Source organism: Streptomyces sp. NPDC006544 (assembly GCF_040611715.1).
In the GTDB taxonomy this organism is placed as follows: Bacteria; Actinomycetota; Actinomycetes; order Streptomycetales; family Streptomycetaceae; genus Streptomyces.
In genome coordinates, this window is the sequence record NZ_JBEXOV010000003.1 from 30,277 (window position 1) to 47,147 (window position 16,871).

The 16,871-nt window shown below is 72.6% G+C and carries 15 protein-coding genes and 2 pseudogenes; 13 read left to right on the forward strand and 4 right to left on the reverse strand.

Annotated elements, in window-relative coordinates:
- Nucleotides 1–5 precede the first annotated feature (5 nt).
- The 4 genes from ABZY44_RS02090 to ABZY44_RS02105 all read left to right on the forward strand — a co-directional run bounded on the left by ABZY44_RS02090 (nucleotide 6) and on the right by ABZY44_RS02105 (nucleotide 4,263).
- Complete coding sequence (locus ABZY44_RS02090) at nucleotides 6–1,037, forward strand: ABC transporter substrate-binding protein (protein ID WP_356649620.1); 1,032 nt, start codon at nucleotides 6–8, stop codon at nucleotides 1,035–1,037.
- A 9-nt stretch (nucleotides 1,038–1,046) separates the two neighbouring features.
- Entirely contained in the window at nucleotides 1,047–1,877 is an 831-nt protein-coding gene (locus ABZY44_RS02095) for an ABC transporter ATP-binding protein (protein WP_356649621.1), read from the forward strand.
- Nucleotides 1,878–2,068: 191 nt separating this feature from the next.
- A complete protein-coding gene (locus ABZY44_RS02100) occupies nucleotides 2,069–2,836 on the forward strand; it encodes an ABC transporter permease (protein ID WP_356649738.1) in 768 nt (255 codons plus the stop codon).
- Nucleotides 2,837–2,919: 83 nt separating this feature from the next.
- Nucleotides 2,920–4,263 carry an LLM class flavin-dependent oxidoreductase gene (locus tag ABZY44_RS02105; RefSeq protein WP_356649622.1) on the forward strand — a complete coding sequence of 448 codons (1,344 nt, stop codon included), beginning with the start codon at nucleotides 2,920–2,922 and terminating at the stop codon, nucleotides 4,261–4,263.
- A gap of 123 nt (nucleotides 4,264–4,386) precedes the next feature.
- Here ABZY44_RS02105 and ABZY44_RS02110 read toward each other — a convergent pair.
- Both ABZY44_RS02110 and tnpA read right to left on the reverse strand, forming a co-directional pair.
- Nucleotides 4,387–4,773 (reverse strand): annotated as a pseudogene (locus tag ABZY44_RS02110) (DUF2470 domain-containing protein); the annotation flags it as partial.
- Nucleotides 4,774–4,878: 105 nt separating this feature from the next.
- Nucleotides 4,879–5,307, reverse strand: coding sequence for an IS200/IS605 family transposase (gene tnpA / locus ABZY44_RS02115; protein WP_356649623.1), 429 nt, complete (start codon nucleotides 5,305–5,307; stop codon nucleotides 4,879–4,881).
- Nucleotides 5,308–5,357: 50 nt separating this feature from the next.
- Between tnpA and ABZY44_RS02120 the strand changes: the two are divergent.
- Nucleotides 5,358–6,561 (forward strand): annotated as a pseudogene (locus tag ABZY44_RS02120) (transposase).
- 12 nt (nucleotides 6,562–6,573) lie between these two features.
- Here the strand turns inward: ABZY44_RS02120 and ABZY44_RS02125 are convergent.
- Nucleotides 6,574–6,906, reverse strand: a complete 333-nt coding sequence (locus ABZY44_RS02125) for a hypothetical protein (protein WP_356649624.1) — start codon at nucleotides 6,904–6,906, stop codon at nucleotides 6,574–6,576.
- Nucleotides 6,907–7,090: 184 nt separating this feature from the next.
- On the opposite strand from ABZY44_RS02125, the gene ABZY44_RS02130 reads away from it, so the two are divergent.
- From ABZY44_RS02130 to mmuM, 6 genes are all read left to right on the forward strand, one after another.
- The gene (locus ABZY44_RS02130; RefSeq protein ID WP_356649625.1) at nucleotides 7,091–7,486 is read left to right on the forward strand and encodes a cell division protein SepF; all 396 of its coding nucleotides are present in this window, start codon (nucleotides 7,091–7,093) and stop codon (nucleotides 7,484–7,486) included.
- Between the two features lie 67 nt (nucleotides 7,487–7,553).
- A complete protein-coding gene (locus tag ABZY44_RS02135; RefSeq protein WP_356649626.1) occupies nucleotides 7,554–9,005 on the forward strand; it encodes an ATP-binding protein in 1,452 nt (483 codons plus the stop codon).
- Between the two features lie 122 nt (nucleotides 9,006–9,127).
- Nucleotides 9,128–9,469 carry a nucleotide pyrophosphohydrolase gene (locus tag ABZY44_RS02140; protein ID WP_356649739.1) on the forward strand — a complete coding sequence of 114 codons (342 nt, stop codon included), beginning with the start codon at nucleotides 9,128–9,130 and terminating at the stop codon, nucleotides 9,467–9,469.
- A 123-nt stretch (nucleotides 9,470–9,592) separates the two neighbouring features.
- Nucleotides 9,593–10,078, forward strand: coding sequence for a DUF6099 family protein (locus tag ABZY44_RS02145; protein ID WP_356649627.1), 486 nt, complete (start codon nucleotides 9,593–9,595; stop codon nucleotides 10,076–10,078).
- A gap of 427 nt (nucleotides 10,079–10,505) precedes the next feature.
- Nucleotides 10,506–11,429, forward strand: a complete 924-nt coding sequence (locus tag ABZY44_RS02150; protein ID WP_356649628.1) for an LLM class F420-dependent oxidoreductase — start codon at nucleotides 10,506–10,508, stop codon at nucleotides 11,427–11,429.
- Between the two features lie 17 nt (nucleotides 11,430–11,446).
- Nucleotides 11,447–12,364, forward strand: a complete 918-nt coding sequence (gene mmuM / locus ABZY44_RS02155) for a homocysteine S-methyltransferase (protein ID WP_356649629.1) — start codon at nucleotides 11,447–11,449, stop codon at nucleotides 12,362–12,364.
- Between the two features lie 87 nt (nucleotides 12,365–12,451).
- Here the strand turns inward: mmuM and ABZY44_RS02160 are convergent, their stop codons facing one another.
- A complete protein-coding gene (locus ABZY44_RS02160) occupies nucleotides 12,452–12,694 on the reverse strand; it encodes a hypothetical protein (protein ID WP_356649630.1) in 243 nt (80 codons plus the stop codon).
- Between the two features lie 77 nt (nucleotides 12,695–12,771).
- Here ABZY44_RS02160 and ABZY44_RS02165 point away from each other — a divergent pair, with 77 nt between their 5' ends.
- Both ABZY44_RS02165 and ABZY44_RS02170 read left to right on the forward strand, forming a co-directional pair.
- The gene (locus ABZY44_RS02165) at nucleotides 12,772–14,280 is read left to right on the forward strand and encodes a 3' terminal RNA ribose 2'-O-methyltransferase Hen1 (RefSeq protein ID WP_356649631.1); all 1,509 of its coding nucleotides are present in this window, start codon (nucleotides 12,772–12,774) and stop codon (nucleotides 14,278–14,280) included.
- Nucleotides 14,277–16,868 (forward strand): polynucleotide kinase-phosphatase, encoded by a 2,592-nt coding sequence (locus ABZY44_RS02170; protein ID WP_356649632.1) that lies wholly within the window; start codon nucleotides 14,277–14,279, stop codon nucleotides 16,866–16,868. Before ABZY44_RS02165 ends, ABZY44_RS02170 begins: the two co-directional genes overlap by 4 nt.
- Nucleotides 16,869–16,871 lie beyond the last annotated feature (3 nt).

Sequence of the window (16,871 nt, forward strand, 5' to 3'; positions counted from 1 at the left end):
TCGTCATGCCCGCAGCCTTCACCTCGACCCCCACCTCCCGGCGCCAGTTCCTCACCCTGCTCGGCATCTCGGCGGCCGCGGTGAGCTGCGGCACGGCAACCGCCACGGGTGCCCGGGGCAGCCAGATCACCGCCCTGAAGTACCAGGGCGCCGTAGGCTCGGTGACCCTCCCCGAGCTCGCGGCCGATCTCGGCTACCTGGGGAACGTCACCCTGGACTGGGTCGGCAACACCATCAGCGGCCCGCAGGACATCCAGTCCGCCGCCACCGGCCAGACCCACTTCGGGGGCGCCTTCAACGGCGCGATCGTCAAGCTCGCGGCGAGCAAGGCGCAGATCACGGCCGTCGCCTCGTACTACGGCTCCGACAAGGACACCTACCTCGGCTACTACGTGCTGGAGGACAGCCCGATCCGCTCCGCCCGCGACCTGATCGGCAAGAAGGTCGGCATGAACACCCTGGGCGCCCACGCCCAGGCCCTGCTGGACATCTACCTGGAGCGCAACGGCGTCCCCAAGGCCGAGGCGGACAAGGTCGAGTCCCTCGTCGTGCCGCCCGTCAACACCGAACAGGCGCTGCGGCAGAAGCAGATCGAGGTCGGCGTCCTCAGCGGGGTCCTGCGGGACAAGGCCCTCGCCGCCGGCGGTATCCGCCCGCTGTTCAAGGACTTCGAACTGCTCGGAGCGTTCAGCGCCGGCTCGTACGTGATGACGCGCAAGTTCATCAAGGAGAACCCCGACACCGTGCGGACCTTCACCACCGGCGTGGCCAAGGCCATCGAGTGGTCCCGCGCCACCCCGCGCGAGGAGGTCATCGCCCGGATGACCGAGATCATCAAGAAGCGCGGCCGCACCGAGGACACCTCCACCCTGCAGTACTGGCGCTCGTACGGGGTCGCCGAGCCCGGCGGGCGGATCGCCGACAAGGAGTTCCAGCTGTGGATCGACTGGCTGGGCGGGCGCGGTGAGATCAAGAAGGGTCAGCTGAAGCCGGCCGACCTCTACACCAACGCGTTCAACGACCAGGGCAAGGGCTGAGGCGCGGCGATGGCGAAAATCGTGTTCGAGTCGGTGACGAAGACCTTCCCGACCAAGGACAAGAAGAACAAGAACGGCAACGGGGAGTTCACCGCCCTCGACGGCGTCGACCTCGAGATCGAGGCCGGGGAGTTCGTGGTCGTCGTGGGCCCCAGCGGCTGCGGCAAGTCCACCCTCCTCGACCTGCTCGGCGGCCTGACCCGCCCCACCTCCGGCCGGATCCTGCTCGACGGCGCCCCCGTCACCGGTCCGGGCCTGGACCGGGGCATCGTCTTCCAGCAGTACGCGCTGCTGCCGTGGCGCACGGCACTCGGCAACATCGAATTCGGCCTGGAGGCGACGGGCGTCCCCCGCCGTCAACGCGCGGCGAAGGCCAAGGAGTTCCTGAACCTCGTCGGCCTCACGGGCTTCGAGGACCGGCATCCGCACGAGCTGTCCGGAGGCATGCGCCAGCGGGTCGCCATCGCGCGCTCGCTCGCCTACGACCCGGACGTGCTGCTGATGGACGAACCGTTCGCCGCGCTCGACGCCCAGACCCGCGAGTCGCTCCAGGACGAACTGCGCCGCATCTGGCAGAGCACCGGCAAAACCGTCGTGTTCATCACGCACGGCATCGAGGAAGCCGTCTACCTCGGGCAGCGGGTCGCCGTGATCACCTCCCGTCCCGGCCGGGTCAAGGAGGTCGTCCCGGTGTCGTTCGGCGACCGGTCCGCCGGAGCGACCGGCGAAGACCTGCGCTCCAGCCCGGAATTCGCCCGCTACCGCCACGAGATCTGGACCCTGCTCCACGACGAGGTGGCCCGCGCCCAGCAACTGGAGAAGGAGGAGGCCACCGTATGAGCACCGTGGTGAAATCAGCAGAAGCAGAAGCAGAAGCAGGTACGCGGCCGGACGCAGCGCCGGCGCCGGCACCCGCACCCTCACCGGGTCGACCAGGAACGGCCGTACGGGGCCCTGCGCCCTCCGCGTCACCGCAGCCGGTCCGCGCCGCCGCGCCGGCGCCGACTTCGCCCCCGTCCCCGTCCCCGGCCCTGCGCGCCCTGCGGGTGCTGCGGGCCCTGGCGCTGCGCTCGGCGGCGATCGTCGCCCTGCTCGCGCTGTGGGAGACGGCGCCCCGGCTGGGCCTGGTCGACGCGACGTTCCTGCCGCCGGTCAGCGAGGTCGCCGTGGCGTGGTGGGAGCTGCTGAATGACGGCCAACTCGCCGAGCACACCCAGGCCAGCCTGGTCCGCTCCTTCGGCGGCTTCGGCATCGCGGTGCTGATCTCGGTCCCGCTCGGGCTGCTGATCGGCTGGTACCGGCCGGTGGCCGTCCTGCTCGGGCCGCTGCTGGAGGTGTTCCGCAACACGGCGGCGCTGGCGCTGCTGCCGGTGTTCGTCCTGCTGCTGGGCATAGGGGAGACCTCGAAGGTCTCGATCGTCGTGTACGCCTGCGTCTGGCCGATCCTGCTGAACACCATCAGCGCGGTGGGCAACGCCGATCCGACGCTCGTGAAACTGGCGCGCTCCATGGACCTGTCCACGCCCCGGCTGTTCCAGAAGGTGATCCTGCCGGCGTCGGTGCCCGCCATCTTCACGGGAATCCGGCTGGCCGGAGCCGTCTCCATCCTGGTCCTGGTGGCCGCGGAGATGATCGGCGCGAAGGCGGGCCTCGGCTACCTGATCAACGCCTCGCAGTTCAACTTCGCGATTCCGCAGATGTACGCGGGGATCGTCACGATCTCCGCGATCGGCCTGGCCTTCAACCAGATCCTGGTCGCGGTCGAACGCCGCCTGAGCGTCTGGCGCGTTCCCTCCTGACCCCTCCCGCGGGGCCGCGGCTCCCCGCCGCCGCGGCCCCGCGGCCGTAGCCCCGTAGCCCGACCTTTGACCGAGGACACGACATGACCAGCACCGCACCACGGACCCTCCACCTCAACGCCTTCCTCATGAACGCCGGGCACCACGACGCCGCCTGGCGGCACCCGGACAGCAGCCCCGAGCGGATCACCGACCTGGGCTACTTCCAGGAACTGGCCCGCACCGCCGAGCGCGGGCGGCTCGACTCGATCTTCTTCGCCGACGGCCTCGCCCTCTGGGGCAAGGCCCGCTACAACGCCCTCGGCGGCTTCGAGCCGCTCACGCTGCTCTCGGCCATCGCCGCCGTCACCGAGCACATCGGGCTGATCGCGACCGTTTCCACCACCTTCAACGAGCCCTACAACCTGGCCCGGAAGTTCGCGTCCCTCGACCACATCAGCAACGGCCGGGCCGGCTGGAACATCGTCACTTCCGGCACCCTCGACGAGGCCCGCAACTTCAACCGCGAAGAGCACCTGGAACACGGGTTGCGCTACGAACGCGCCCGCGAGTTCCTGGACGTGGCCACCAAGCTCTGGGACAGCTGGGAGGACGACGCGGTCGTCCTCGACAAGGACCGCGGCATCTACGCCGACACCGACAAGCTCCACCCCGCCGCCCACCGCGGCGAGTACTTCGGCGTCGCCGGACCGCTCAACGTCCCCCGCTCCCCCCAGGGACACCCGCTCCTCGTGCAGGCCGGGTCCTCCGAGGACGGCAAGGAGTTCGCCGCCCGCAACGCCGAGGCCGTGTTCACCGCCCAGCAGACCCTCGCCGACGGCCAGACCTTCTACAAGGACCTCAAGTCCCGCCTCGCCAGGTACGGCCGCGCCGAGAGCGACCTGCTCGTCCTGCCCGGCATCGCTCCCGTCATCGGTTCCACCGAGGCCGAGGCGAAGGCCCTGGAACAGCAGCTCACCGACCTGCAGGTGCCGGAGTACGGGCTCGCCCAGCTCTCCGGGATGCTCGGTACCGACCTCACCGGCCTCCCCCTCGACGGCCCGCTGCCCGAGCTCCCCGAGGAGCGGGACATCAACGGCAACAAGAGCCGTTTCACGCTCGTCGCCGAGCTCGCCCGCCGCGACGGCCTCACGCTGCGCGAACTGATCGCCCGCCTCGGCGCCGGCCGGGGCCACCGGGTCTTCGCCGGGACGCCCGAACAGATCGCCGACCAGCTTCAGGAGTGGTTCACGCAAGGCGCCGCCGACGGCTTCAACATCATGGCGCCCGTCCTGCCCACCGGACTCACCGACTTCGTCGACCAGGTCGTACCGATCCTCCAGCGGCGCGGTCTCTTCCGCACCGAGTACACCGGCCGGACCCTGCGGGAGAACTACGGGCTGGCGCGCCCCGTCAACCGCTACGCCGCCTCGCCCGCTCAGGCGTAGCCGGGGAGCAGGGGAGCCGGGGCGGTGATCCACGGGGGTCCGAGCGGCCAGGCGACCGGGCGGCCAGGCGGCCGGGCGGCCGGTACAGCTCCGACCGGCCGGACCATCTCGGCGCTCAGGGCCTCACGCGGGGAGGGTGTTGCGGTGCGAGCGGCGGCGGGCCGCGCTGAACAGGGCCTGGATCTGAGCGCCGGACTGCTCCACGTCGTCGAGCGGGGAGGGGAAGGGGAGCCGGACGTCGCGGTGGCCGCGCCGTTCCTCCAGGCGCAGGGTGATCCCGTAGCGGTCCATGGCCAGGGGCAGGGCGCGGACCACGGCCGCCTGCGGGACCTGGGGAGGGACCAGGCGCAGGAGGAGGGTGACGAGCTCGGCGTGGTCGTCGACGAGGTGGGTGAGCATGCCGGCCTCGTAGGGGGAGAGCGGGTCGGGACGTGCCGCGTCCAGTTCTTCGAGGCCGACGTGGGAACGGGTGCCGTCGGAGGCTTCGAGGACGGCCCGGCCGAACTCCATCCCTCTGATCTTCGCTGGGAATCCCGGCCTTCAGGCCGGGCGGGAATGCGGTCCTTGGCTGGGAGGCGCGATGCGCCGGAGTGTTCTGCGCCTGCGTGGTGACGGTCAGGTCGGCCGCTTCTGGTTCTCGATGTACTCCCTCACGGTGGCGAGGGGTGCGCCGCCGCAGGACCCTGCGAAGTAGGAGGGTGCCCAGAAAACTGACCCCGTTCCGATGCGGTTGATTCGGTCGGTGTATTCCGCGCGCAGGTAGCGGGAGCTGACGCCCTTCAAGCTGTTGACCAGCTTGGAGACAGCGATCTTCGGCGGGTAGTGCACCAGAAGGTGGACGTGGTCGCCTTCCCCGTTGAACTCCCGTAGCTCTGCTCCGAAGCTGACGCACACGTCCCGCATGATCTCTTCGCAGCGTGTCAGCATGGCGTCATCGAAGATGCCGCGTCGAAGCCTGGTGACGAATACCAAGTGGACGTGCAGGTTGTGGACGACGTGGTTTCCCCTGCGGATGTCGGGATCTGGTGCCCAGCGTGGTGACATACGCCAAGCGTAGTATGATCGCGTTGACTCGCCGAAGGGGGGTGGGCCGGATGATCCGTGCGTACAAGTTCCTCATGCGACCCACCACGGGTCAGGCGATCGCGCTCGGCGAGATGCTGCGCGATCACTGCTCGCTCTACAACGGCGCATTGCAAGAACGCCGCGACGCCTACCGTCACGCCTCGGCGACGAGCATCAAGTACGGGACGCAGTCCGCGCAGCTCAAGGACATCCGGGCCTTCGACCTTGAGCGTCACGGCCGGTGGTCGTTCTCCAGCCAGCAGGCCACCTTGCGCCGTCTCGACAAGGCGTTCGCCGCGTTCTTCCGCCGCGTCAAGTCCGGCGACACGCCGGGATACCCGCGCTTCCGTGGGGTGAACTGGTTCGACACCGTCGACTTCCCCAAGGACGGCGACGGCTGCCGGTGGGGCTCCCTCCCCAACCGCGCGACCCGCGTCCGCTTCCAGGGCGTGGGACACGTCAAGGTCCACCAGCACCGGCCGGTGGCCGGCAAGGTCAAGACCGTGTCGCTCAAGCGCGAGGGCAAGCGCTGGTACGTGGTTTTGACCACCGACCAGCCCCAGCCCGAGCCACTGCCCGCGACGGGCTCCGCCGTCGGGATCGACGTCGGGATCGCCAACTTCCTGGCCGACTCCAACGGCGAGTTCGTCCCCAACCCGCGCCACGGCCAGGTCAACGCCCAAGCTCTGGCGAAGGCCCAGCGGGCACTCGCCGTCTTCCCCCGCGTCCGCCGCGACAAGCGGACCAAGAAGCACCGCGCCGCCGTCGGGAAAGTCGCCGAGCTGCACGCAAAGGTACGGCGCCAGCGGCTCGACCACGCGCACAAGACCGCACTCCAGCTCGTCCGCGTCCACGACGCGATAGCGCAGGAGAGCCAACATGGTGCGGGCCCCCAAGCCGAAGCCCGACCCCGACAACACGGACAGCTTCCTGCCCAACGGGGCCACCGCCAAAGCCGCACTGAACAAGTCGATCCACGATGCGGGTTGGGGGGTGTTCCTCGCGATCCTCACCAGCAAGGCTGAAAGCACCGGCCGGAAAATCGTCGCGGTAGACCCCCGCAACACCTCCCGCGCATGTCCCCCATGCGGGCACACCACGAAGGCAAACCGTCCCACGCAGGAGAAGTTTCACTGCGTCTCGTGCGGCCACACCGCGCACGCAGACACCGTGGGCGCGATCAACGTCTTGAACCGGGCCGGGCTGGCCCGCTGCAACGCCAACACGGCGTAACAGGAAGCCCCGTCATTTATGGCGGGGAGGAGTCACGCAGGTGGAGTCCTGGCGCTCGTCGTCGTAGGGGGTCAGCAGGTGGCCGAGCAGCGTGACGCGGGCGCGCACCCGGTCCCGTACCGGGGTGGGGGCCACGTCGGTGAACTCCATCCGGATCGGCGGCCGGTGCTGGGCGGGGCCGCCCGGTTCGGCGGGGTGCAGGTGCAGCCGGCCCAGGGGATCGGTGCCGTCGAAATGACGGATCTCCGTGCGCAGCCCGTCGGTCACGACGGTCATGGAGTGGGCGGCGGTCGGGATGGACCGGACTCGCTCGGCGTCGGTGGGCAGGGACAGGGGCAGGGGCATGTGGATCTCCGGCGTCCGAAGGGCGATGCCGCTCAAGTGACTTAGGTTTGCCTAACCTAACTTATCCGTGGAGTCGGGGACAGACGGCCAGGGCCGGCAGCTGTCTCGTGTCGGTGTTGGGCTGAACGGGTGAAGCGCGAGAGGATGGGGGGATGCACATGAAGCGCAGGGCCGGGGCGGCCCGGTGAGCAGGTACGACGTCACCGACGAGCAGTGGGAAGGGCTCGCGCAAGTGGTTCCGCTGCGCAGTCGCAACGAGTGGCCCTCCCGGGTGGACCACCGCACGATCCCCGCGGTGCCGGGGGCGTCCGCGGCGGAACAGCGGCGTTTCGTGGTGATCCGGGTCCAGGTCTTCGCGGACGCGCGGGAGGTGGCCGAGTATCTGATCGCACAGATCCCGGTGCTGCTGGACCTCACGGGCGCGGACGGCGAAGTGGCGAAGCGGATCCTGGACTTCAGCAGTGGTGTGGTCTTCGGACTGGGCAGCGGGATGCACCGGGTCGACCGGAACGTCTTCCTGTTGGCGCCCGTGGGCACCGAGGTCGAGGGGATCGCGGCCGCGGTCGTCCCCCGATCGTAGGAAGGTCCCCCGGGCGGAACGGTTCGCCGGACCCGCGGGGGGTCCGGCGGCCCGTACCGTCCCGCGCATGACCCCGCCTGCCTCCTCGCCGACCTCCGCGGCCCCGGCCTTCGTCCCGGACCCGCGCATCGCCCTGTCGCTGCCCATCGCCGCGTCTGCCGTGCCCGCGTCTGCCGTGCCCGCGTCTGCCGTGCCCGCGTCTGCCGTGCCCGCGCCCGCCGCGTCCGTACGCGTGCTCGCGCCCGCCGCACTCCCCGCCCCCGCCGCTGTGCCTCCGTCCGGCGCGGGCCCTGGTGCCGGACCCGGTGCCGGTGCCGGTGTCGTCGCACGGGGCGGGGGGCCGGGGTTAGCCGTGGCCGCCGGACGGCGGGCCGCCGCGCCGCAGGCGCAGGTTCCGCATCTGAGGCCGGCGGTGACCGAGTTGCGGCTGTCCGCCTACGGGGTGCACCGCGCGGCGCGGTTCGTGCTGGAGCCCGTCACCCTCTTCGCCGGGCCGAGCGGGAGCGGCAAGTCGCAGGCGCTCGAGGCGTACGAGGCCCTGGCCACCCTGGCGGCCGGGGCGACGCTGGAAGAGGCGTTCCCCGAGCCGGCCGCCCGGATCCCGGACCTGGCGGTGCCCGACGCGGTGCGGCGACGGGGATTCCGGCTCGGCTGCACGGCCGAGGGGCCCGCGGGGCCGGTCCGGCTCGACCTCGCCGTCCAGGCGGAGCCCGCGCTGCGGATCGTCGGCGAACGGCTCTCGGTGGACGGGGAGATCCTGCTCAGCACCGCCCTGCGCGACCCCGGACGGCGCTCCGTCCAGGCGGCCTGGCTGACGGGCGGAGCCACCGGGGTCACCAAGGCCCCGCTGCCCGACGACCGGCTCGGGACCGCCCTGCTCCCGCTGCGGGTGGCCGGCGCCACCGACGGGCAGCGCCGGGTGCTGGCCGCCGCCGAGCAGATGGTGGTCGCGCTGCGCTCGGTGTTCCCCTGCGACCCCCGCCCGGAGCGGATGCGGGAGCCTGTCGCGCCGGGGGAGGGGCGGCTGCTGGGCGACTGCGCCAACCTGGCCGACGTACTGCGCCGGACCCGCCTGGAGTGCGGCACCCGCTACGGGCTGCTGACCGAGGCGGCCCGCAGGGGCTGTGCGGGAGGGGTGGCCGGGCTGGACGTACGGGCCCCCGAGGGCGGCCCGGTCACCGGCCTGCTGGACCGCGGCCCCGAGCGGCCCGCGACCGAGCTGGCCCGGCTCGGCGCGGGCGAACTCCGCTTCCTCGCCCTCGCGTTGGTCCTGCTGACCGGTCCCGGGGTGCTGGCCATGGACCCGGCCGCCGAACTGCTGTCCGCGCGGCAGGTGCTGACCGTCCTCGCGGACGGCTTCGACCGGGACCTGGACCGCGGGCAGGCCGCCGAGCTGCTGCGGCTGGCCGTACTGGCGTGCGGGCGCGGACAGGTCCGGCTGGCGGCCTCGGTGGGCGAGGCGTGCGCGGCGGCCGCCCGGGAGGTCGAGGGCGTATCGGTGGTAGACCTGATGCCGTGAACGAGGAGCGCGACACGCACGAGGACGACCGGATGCGGCCCGCCGGACGGTTCGACGGGCCGGTGGACGCCGGGCCCGGCGAACGGCCCGGCGAGGGGCCCGACGAACGGCCCGACGAGCGGCTGGGCCGGCTGCAACGGAGGCTCGCCGCGTTCGCGGCGGCCCGCGGGTGGGAGCCGTACCACACGCCCAAGAACCTGGCGGTGGCGCTGAGCGTGGAGGCCTCCGAACTGGTGGAGATCTTCCAGTGGCTGACACCGGAACAGTCGGCCAGGATCATGGGAGAGCCGGAGAGCGCACACAGAGTGGCCGATGAGGTGGCCGACGTGCTCGCCTACCTGCTGCAGTTCTGTGAGGTCCTGGGGGTGGATGTGCTGGATGCGCTCGCCGCGAAGATCGAGCGGAACGAACTGAGATTCCCGGTTCCGGGCCCCTCGGCACCGGGCCGTCACTCTTCGGAGTGATGGCGTTATCCACAACCCATATCTGTGTCCACAATTTCCGAATACCCCTGGCTTTACGCGCCCGTTGCCCTCACTCTGGGTAGTGATGGGAACGGCGGATGTCGTGCGGACGGGGGACGGCAGATGGATGCGGTACGGCTCATCGCAGCCGGCCGGCACGCGCTGGCACAGAGCGGGGCTGCGTGGGACATCGTGGGCGAGGCCTGGCAGGCACAGGCCCTCGCGCAGGGCATTGGAGGCTGGCTGGCGGTCACGGGACCGCCGGAGCTCAGATCGGAGGCACGGGGGCTGGGTGAAGCGGGAGGCAGAGGCTGCGGGGTGCTCGACCGCGCGGCCTTGCGGGGAGAGGGCTACGCGCCCGACCTTCCGCCACGGGCGGCGCAGTTGACCGTGGTGACGGATGCGAGACAGGCGCTGCTCGGTCTCCAGGCACTGCTCGGAGAAGTGGGCATAGCGCTGGTCGGGGTGGCCTGCGGGACGGACGACGAGGGTCTGTACTGGCAGTGCATAGAGTCCATAGACGCGGCCGACGAATCGAGCGACCGGGTCCGGGCGATCCTGCGCCGGCTGACCGTGCGTGAGCGGGGTTCGGCTTCCGGGGTGGCCTGAGGTTCGGGTGTGCCCCGGACCTGGACCCAGGGCTCGGGGTCCGGGCCGGGTGGCGTGGGAGCCGCGCGGGCCGGAGCCGGGTGCCGCCGGAGGCGGGTGGGGTTCCGCCGCGCGCGGCGGGACCGTGGGGGCAGTACGACCAGGAGGACGGACGCGGCTCCCTCTCCGGGGCGCCCGGTCTCACAGTCCTGTCGGCAGGTCTCCGGCGCGGGCTCCGGGGACATGGCCGCCTCCTCGGCCCTGCCCCTTTCCGCGGCGGAAGGGGGCGGTGGACGCACCGGCGCAGGGGCCCCGGCGCGCGGGCCGGGCGTTCCGGCTCCGTCCGGGCAGCGAGCCCCGTCCCGGGCCGGTCACTGCCGGGGGCGACGGCGGACCGCCGGCTCGGCGCGGATTCACCCGGCCGGGGTCGAAGGGGCAGGATGGAGACATGGATCTCCGTATCTTCACCGAGCCCCAGCAGGGCGCGAGCTACGACACCCTCCTGAGCGTCGCCAAGGCCACCGAGGACCTCGGCTTCGACGCGTTCTTCCGTTCCGACCACTATCTGCGCATGGGATCGGCCGACGGCCTGCCCGGCCCCACCGATGCCTGGATCACCCTCGCGGGCCTGGCCCGCGAGACGAAGCGGATCCGGCTGGGCACGCTGATGACGGCCGGCACCTTCCGGCTGCCCGGCGTCCTCGCCATCCAGGTCGCCCAGGTCGACCAGATGTCCGGGGGCCGCATCGAACTGGGCCTGGGCGCCGGCTGGTTCGAGGAGGAACACAAGGCGTACGGCATCCCCTTCCCGGCGGAGCGCCTCGCCCGGCTGGAGGAGCAGCTGGCGATCGTCACCGGTCTCTGGGCCACCGGGGCCGGCGCCACCTTCGACTACGCGGGCACGTACTACCAGGTGGAGAACTCCCCGGCGCTGCCCAAGCCGGTCCAGGCCAAGATCCCCGTCCTGATCGGCGGCCACGGCGCGAAGCGCACCCCGCGCCTCGCCGCGCTGTACGCGGACGAGTTCAACATGCCCTTCGCCTCCGTCGCGGACAGCGAGCGGCAGTTCGGCCGGGTCCGCGCGGCCGCCGAGGAGGCCGGGCGCAAGGCCGACGACCTCGTCTACTCCAACGCCCTCGTCGTGTGCGTGGGCAAGGACGACGCCGAGGTGGCCCGGCGGGCCGCCGCCATCGGCCGGGACGTGGACGAGCTGAAGGCCAACGGACTGGCGGGTTCCCCGGCCGAGGTGGTGGAGCGGATCGGCGCGTACGGGGCGGTCGGCGCCTCCCGCGTCTACCTCCAGCTGCTCGACCTCGACGACCTGGACCACCTGGAGCTGATCTCGGCCCAGGTCATGTCCCAGCTCGGCTGACGAGGGCGGACGGAGCCGTGCCCCGCGCGTCCGGTCCGCTCGCCGACGCCCTGACCGGCCCCGGCGGCAAGGCCGTGCTCCTGGACGGCGGGCTGAGCAATCAGCTCGCCGCCCAGGGCTGCGACCTGTCCGGCGGCCTCTGGACGGGCCGGGTGCTCGCCGAGCGGCCGGACCAGGTGGCGGCCGCGCACGCCGCGTACGCGCGGGCGGGCGCCGAGGTGCTGATCACCGCGAGCTACCAGGTGGGGTACGCGGCCTTCGCCCGGCACGGCTACGGCCCGGCGCGCACGACGGAGCTGCTGCGGCGCAGCGTGCGCCTCGCGTCCCGGGCGGCCCGGGACGCGGACCACGCGGTGTGGGTCGCCGCGTCCGTGGGCCCGTACGGGGCGGTGCTGGCGGACGGCTCCGAGTACCGGGGCCGGTACGGCCTGGGCGTGCGGGAGCTGGCCGGCTTCCACCGCCCGCGCGTCGGGGCGCTGCTCGCGCAGGGCCCCGACGTCCTGGCCCTGGAGACGGTCCCGGACACCACCGAGGCCGAGGCCCTGCTCACCGTCCTCGCGGAGACCGGAGCCCGGGCCTGGCTGAGTTACACGGTGGCGGGCGGCCGCACCAGGGCGGGGCAGCCCCTGGCCGAGGCCTTCGCCCTGGCCGCCGCATCCCCGCAGGTCATCGCGGTCGGGGTGAACTGCTGCGACCCCGACGACGTGCTGCCGGCCCTCGAGGCGGCGGCGGGGGTCACCGGCAAGCCGCTGCTGGCGTACCCCAACGACGGCTCGGTCTGGGAGGCCGCGACGGGGACCTGGAGGGCCCCGGCCGAGCCGGTCCTCTGGCCCACGGCCGCCTGGCACCGGGCCGGTGCCCGCCTCATCGGCGGCTGCTGCCGCATCGGCCCCGACCGCATCGCGGACCTGGCCGCGGGCCGGGGAGCCCGCTGACCCGCGCGGGCCGGCGAGCCTGGTGACACCCCGGACCGGGGAGCCCGCTGACACGCGCGGGAGCCCGGCCCTCGGTCCTCGCCGCCCTCAGTCCTCGCCCACCACCGCGGCGCAGCCCGGGCACTGCAGGTTCGCGTGCTCCGGCGGGCACCAGGAAGATCCCGGGTTCCCGGAGGGCTGCCGGGCCGCCGGCTCCATGGCGAAGGTGTCCCTCCCGCACATGGTGCGCGGGCCCCGGCCGGAATCTGCTCCCGGGGCGTGGGGCGCCGCGTGCACCCCGGTGACGGATCCCCCCGGGTCGAGCTCGTACACCACGACGAAACCACTCATCCTTCGACGGTAGGCGCCCCGGGGCCCGACGGAAAATGGGGCGCGTGCGGAACCCCTGACCAGGAACAATCGCTCATGTGTTCCTGACGATCTCCACCACCGGCTCCCCCGAACGACCCGCCACCGACCTGGGCTTCCTGCTGCACAAGCATCCCGCCAAGGTGCAGGCGTTCTCCACCTCCTACGGCACCGCCCACGTCTTCTACCCCGAGGCCACGGCCGAACGGTGCACGGCGGGCCTGCTCCTGGAGGTGGATCCCGTCGCCCTCGTGCGGCGCGGCCAGGGCAAGGGCCGGGGCGGGACGCCCGACGCGGCGCTGGCCCAGTACGTCAACGACCGGCCGTACGCCGCGTCCTCCCTGCTGGCCGTGGCACTCGGCGGAGTGTTCCGCACGGCGCTCAAGGGCGAGTGCGCCACGTACCCCGAGCTGCCGGACCGGGCCCGGCCGCTGCGCGTCGAGATCCCCGTGCTGCCCGCACGCGGCGGCGCGGACCTCGTGCGCCGGCTGTTCGGCCCGCTGGGCTGGGACACCGTGGACGTGACCCCCGTACCGCTCGACGAGACGTTCCCCGAGTGGGGCGACTCCCGGTACGTGCGGCTTGTCCTGGAGGGTGAGCTGCGCCTCGCCGACGCGCTGCGCGGGCTGTACGTCCTGCTGCCCGTCCTGGACGACGCCAAGCACTACTGGATCGCCTCCGACGAGGTGGACAAGCTGATGCGCGCCGGAGCGGGCTGGCTCGCCGAGCACCCGGAGAGCGAACTGATCACCTCCCGGTACCTGGCCCGCCACAAGCGGCTGACCCAGGACGCCCTGGAACGCCTGGAGCTCGTCCGCCTCGCCGAGGCCGACGGCAGCGAGGTCGAGGAGCTCGACAACGCCGTCGACGGGACCCGCGACACCGAGGAGCGCCCCGTGCCGCTCGCGGTGCGCCGCCGCGAGGCGATCCTCGGCGCGCTGCGCGCCGCCGGAGCCGCCCGCGTCCTCGACCTGGGCTGCGGCCAGGGCCAGCTGGTCCAGGCGCTGCTCAAGGACCCGGCGTACACCGAGATCGTCGGCGTGGACGTGTCCGTCCGGGCGCTGAACCTCGCCGCCAAGCGGCTGCGCCTCGAGCGGATGGGGGAGCGCCAGAGCTCCCGCGTCCGCCTGACGCAGGGCTCGCTCGCGTACACCGACAAGCGGCTCGCCGGCTACGACGCGGCCGTGCTCAGCGAGGTCATCGAGCACCTGGACCTCGAGCGGCTGCCCGCCCTGGAGTACGCGGTGTTCGGCGCGGCCCGCCCCCGCACGGTCCTCGTGACCACCCCGAACGTCGAGTACAACGTCCGCTGGGAGACGCTGCCCGCCGGGCACGTCCGGCACGGGGACCACCGCTTCGAGTGGACCCGCGAGGAGTTCCGGGCCTGGGCCGGCCGGGTCGCCGGCCGCCACGGGTACGAGGTCGCGTACGTGGCCGTGGGGGACGACGACCCCGAGGTGGGGCCCCCGACCCAGATGGCCGTCTTCACCCAGGGCACCGGCACCCAGGGCACCGGCACCCGGATCACCGACACCACCGACACTCCGAAGGAGGGTGAGGCAGCATGACCGTCACGACCGCCGGCGCCGCGACCGGCCGCGCGCGCGTCCTTCCCGTCACCGACCTGTCCCTCGTCGTCCTGATCGGGGCCACCGGATCGGGCAAGTCCACCTTCGCGCGCAAGCACTTCAAGGCCACCGAGGTCCTCTCCTCGGACTACTGCCGGGGCCTGGTCGCAGACGACGAGAACGACCAGAGCGCCAGCAAGGACGCCTTCGACGTCCTGCACCACATCGCCGGCAAGCGGCTCGCCGCCGGCCGCCTCACCGTGGTCGACGCCACCAGCGTCCAGGCCGAGTCCCGGCGGCAGCTGGTCCGGCTCGCCCGCGAGTACGACGTCCTGCCCATCGCGATCGTCCTCGACATGCCCGAGGACGTCTGCGCCGAGCGCAACGCGGCCCGCCCCGACCGGGCCGGGCTGCCCCGCGCCGTCATCCAGCGCCACCGCCGCGAGCTGCGCCGCTCGCTGCGCGGGCTGGAGCGCGAGGGCTTCCGCAAGGTGCACGTGCTGCGCACCCCCGAGGAGGCCGAATCGGCCGAAGTGGTGCTGGAGAAGCGGTTCAACGACCTCACCCACCTCACCGGCCCCTTCGACATCATCGGCGACGTCCACGGCTGTGCCTCGGAGCTGGAGACCCTGCTCGGAAAGCTCGGCTACGAGGACGGTGCCCACCCCGACGGCCGCACCGCCGTGTTCGTCGGCGACCTCGTCGACCGGGGTCCGGACAGCCCCGGCGTGCTGCGCCGGGTGATGGGCATGGTCGGCTCCGGCAACGCCCTGTGCGTGCCCGGGAACCACGAGAACAAGCTCGCCCGTTACCTCAAGGGGTCCAAGGTCCAGCAGACCCACGGCCTCGCCGAGACCGTCGAGCAGCTCGCCGCGGAGCCCGAGGAGTTCGTCCAGGAGGTCCGGGCCTTCATCCAGGGCCTGGTCAGCCACTACGTCCTCGACGGCGGCAAGCTGGTGGTCTGTCATGCCGGTCTGCCGGAGAAGTACCACGGCCGCACCTCCGGCCGGGTGCGCTCGCACGCCCTGTACGGGGAGACCACGGGCGAGACCGACGAGTTCGGCCTGCCCGTGCGCTACCCGTGGGCCGAGGACTACCGCGGCAAGGCCGTCGTGGTCTACGGCCACACGCCGGTCCCGGACACCGCCTGGGTGAACAACACCATCTGCCTGGACACCGGGGCCGTCTTCGGCGGCAGGATGACGGCCCTGCGCTGGCCCGAGCGCGAACTGGTCGACGTACCGGCCGAGAAGGTCTGGTACGAACCGGTCAAGCCGCTCGTCGCAGAGGTGCCGGGCGGGCACGAGGGCCGTCCGCTCGACCTCGCCGACGTCCAGGGCCGCCGGATCGTCGAGACCCGGCACCTGGGCAACGTCAACGTCCGCGAGGAGAACGCGGCGGCGGCCCTGGAGGTCATGAGCCGCTTCGCCGTGGACCCGCGCCTGGTGCCCTACCTCCCGCCGACCATGGCGCCGACCGCCACGGCGGCGGAGGGCGCCCGCGGCGCAGCCGACGGCGAGGGCTTCCTGGAGCACCCGGCCGAGGCCTTCGCGCAGTACCGCGGGGACGGCATCGCCCAGGTGGTCTGCGAGGAGAAGCACATGGGCTCCCGCGCCACCGTGCTGATCTGCAAGGACGCCGGGGCGGCCCGCGAGCGGTTCGGGGTCGACGGCCCGACCGGCTCCGTCTACACCCGCACCGGACGTCCCTTCTTCAAGGAGCCCGAGGTCACCGAGGAGGTTCTCGCCCGGCTCCGCGCGGCGGTCACCGACGCCGGGCTGTGGGAGGAGCTGGACACGGACTGGCTGCTCGTCGACGGCGAACTGCTGCCCTGGTCGCTGAAGTCGGGCGGCCTGCTGCGCAACCAGTACGCCGCCGTGGGTGCGGCCTCCGGCGCCGTCTTCCCGGACGCCCTGGCCGCGCTGGAGGCCGCCGCCGGACGGGGCATCGACACCACCGGGCTCCTGGAGCGCCAGCGCGGACGGGCCGCGGACGCGGCGAAGTTCACCGAGGCCTACCGGCGCTACTGCTGGACCACCGACGGGCTGGAGGGCGTACGGTTCGCGCCGTTCCAGCTGCTGGCGGCCGCCGGACGGTCGCTGGCAGCCGTACCCCACGACGAGCAGCTGTTCTGGCTGGACCGGCTCGTCGCCGCCGACGAGGCCGCCGGCACCGGACTGCTGCGCCGCACCGCCCGGATCCTGGTGGACCCCGCGGACGAGGCCTCCGTACGGGCCGGCACCGACTGGTGGCTGGAGCTGACGGCCGCCGGCGGCGAGGGCATGGTCGTCAAACCGCTCCAGGCGTACGCCAAGGACGGCAAGGGCCGGCTCGTGCAGCCGGGGGTGAAGGTGCGCGGGCGCGAGTACCTGCGGATCATCTACGGTCCCGAGTACACGCGTCCGGACCATCTGGAGCGGCTGCGCGGGCGCCACCTCGGGCACAAGCGCTCGCTCGCGCTGCGCGAGTACGCGCTCGGCCTGGAGGCCCTGGACCGGCTCGCGGCCGGAGAGCCGCTGTGGCGGGTCCACGAAGCGGTCTTCGCGGTCCTCGCGCTGGAGTCGGAGCCGGTGGACCCGAGGCTCTGAAGG

Excerpts from the sequence above, each read along its gene's own strand:
- ABZY44_RS02095 (WP_356649621.1), top strand. The coding sequence starts at position 1,047 with ATGGCGAAAATCGTGTTCGAGTCGGTGACGAAGACCTTCCCGACCAAG.
- ABZY44_RS02105 (WP_356649622.1), top strand. The coding sequence starts at position 2,920 with ATGACCAGCACCGCACCACGGACCCTCCACCTCAACGCCTTCCTCATG.
- ABZY44_RS02090 (WP_356649620.1), top strand. The coding sequence starts at position 6 with ATGCCCGCAGCCTTCACCTCGACCCCCACCTCCCGGCGCCAGTTCCTC.
- ABZY44_RS02160 (WP_356649630.1), bottom strand. The coding sequence starts at position 12,694 with ATGAGTGGTTTCGTCGTGGTGTACGAGCTCGACCCGGGGGGATCCGTC.
- ABZY44_RS02145 (WP_356649627.1), top strand. The coding sequence starts at position 9,593 with ATGGATGCGGTACGGCTCATCGCAGCCGGCCGGCACGCGCTGGCACAG.
- tnpA (WP_356649623.1), bottom strand. The coding sequence starts at position 5,307 with ATGTCACCACGCTGGGCACCAGATCCCGACATCCGCAGGGGAAACCAC.
- ABZY44_RS02125 (WP_356649624.1), bottom strand. The coding sequence starts at position 6,906 with ATGCCCCTGCCCCTGTCCCTGCCCACCGACGCCGAGCGAGTCCGGTCC.
- ABZY44_RS02150 (WP_356649628.1), top strand. The coding sequence starts at position 10,506 with ATGGATCTCCGTATCTTCACCGAGCCCCAGCAGGGCGCGAGCTACGAC.
- ABZY44_RS02135 (WP_356649626.1), top strand. The coding sequence starts at position 7,554 with ATGACCCCGCCTGCCTCCTCGCCGACCTCCGCGGCCCCGGCCTTCGTC.
- ABZY44_RS02170 (WP_356649632.1), top strand. The coding sequence starts at position 14,277 with ATGACCGTCACGACCGCCGGCGCCGCGACCGGCCGCGCGCGCGTCCTT.